This is a genomic window from Tateyamaria sp. syn59 (genome assembly GCF_007995245.1).
Taxonomy (GTDB): domain Bacteria; phylum Pseudomonadota; class Alphaproteobacteria; order Rhodobacterales; family Rhodobacteraceae; genus Tateyamaria.
Genome location: NZ_VCBA01000054.1, coordinates 1 through 1,206, shown reverse-complemented (window position 1 = coordinate 1,206; position 1,206 = coordinate 1). Strand labels below are relative to the sequence as shown.

The window sequence follows — 1,206 nt, the reverse complement described above, 5'->3', positions numbered from 1 at the left end:
GGGTCCTGACCCGGCAAACTGGTCCAAGCTGGATGCGATTTTTTCGGGCACACTTCCGACGGAGGAGTGCCCAGATGCCCAGGAAGCGATTTTCAGATGAACAGATTGCCTTCGCGCTGAGACAGGCGGAGGCGGGAACCACGGTGGGTGAAATCTGCCGTAAGATGGGCGTGGCGGAAGCCACGTTCTATCGCTGGAAGAAGGTCTATGCCGGCATGGGCGTGTCCGAGATCCGTCGACTGAAGCAGCTCGAGGACGAGAATGGCCGTCTGAAGCGGATGGTTGCGGACCTCTCGCTCGACAAGACCATGTTGCAGGACGCGCTTCGAAAAAAGTGGTGAGGCCCGTCCGGCGCCGCGAAGTCGTCCGGCACTACCAGGATGTCTTCGAACTGTCGGAACGCAGAGCGTGCCAAGCCATGGGCTTCGGGCGGGCCTCGCACAGATACCAGTCACGCCGTGACCCAGCCGTTGCGCTGCGCCTGCGGCTGAAGGAGCTGGCCGAGAGCCGGGTGCGCTACGGCTACCGACGACTGCACGTGCTGCTTCAACGCGAAGGCTGGCAGCTGAACCACAAGCGCCTGTATCGGATCTACAGCGAGGAAGGGCTGTCGATCCGCACCCGCAGCCCGAAACGCCGCCGCGCTTGCCGCTACCGATCGGGCCGCGCCGAGGCCGAAGGCGTGAACGATGTCTGGGCGATGGACTTCATGTCCGACAAGCTCTTCGACGATCGGCCCTTCCGCATCCTGACCATCGTCGACTGCCGCACGAGAGAGGCTCTCGCGACGGCTGCGAGGACCAACTTCCGCGCCTACCAGGTCATCGATGAGCTCGACCGGATCGCCAGGCTCCGAGGCAAGCCTCGAAGCATTCGTGTCGACAACGGGCCCGAGTTCGCCAGTCGCCTGCTCGACCAGTGGGCCTATCTCAACAAGGTGGAACTGGACTTCTCCCGACCGGGAAAGCCCAGCGATAACGCCTACATCGAGGCCTTCAACGCCCGGCTCCGGCAGGAATGCCTGAACGCCTCATGGTTCCTGTCGATGGCCGACGCCCGCCAACGCATCAATGAATGGAGGATCGATTACAATGACCACCGGCCGCACTCAGCACTGGGAAACTTGACCCCCAGCGCCTTCGCGGCTCAACTCGAACCAGCCCGAAAGGTCGCATAGCGCCCGGACCAAGAATGGGGTGAAGCCCG

General features: G+C 62.9%; 1 protein-coding gene. It reads left to right on the top strand.

What is annotated here, in order from left to right:
* Positions 1-74 precede the first annotated feature (74 nt).
* Positions 75-1,177, top strand: a protein-coding gene (locus FD715_RS22390; protein WP_147115504.1) for an IS3 family transposase whose coding sequence is annotated in 2 segments (ribosomal slippage) — positions 75-327 and positions 327-1,177 — 1,104 coding nt in all. Because the reading frame shifts where the segments join, the coding sequence is not laid out codon by codon here.
* Positions 1,178-1,206: the final 29 nt, after the last annotated feature.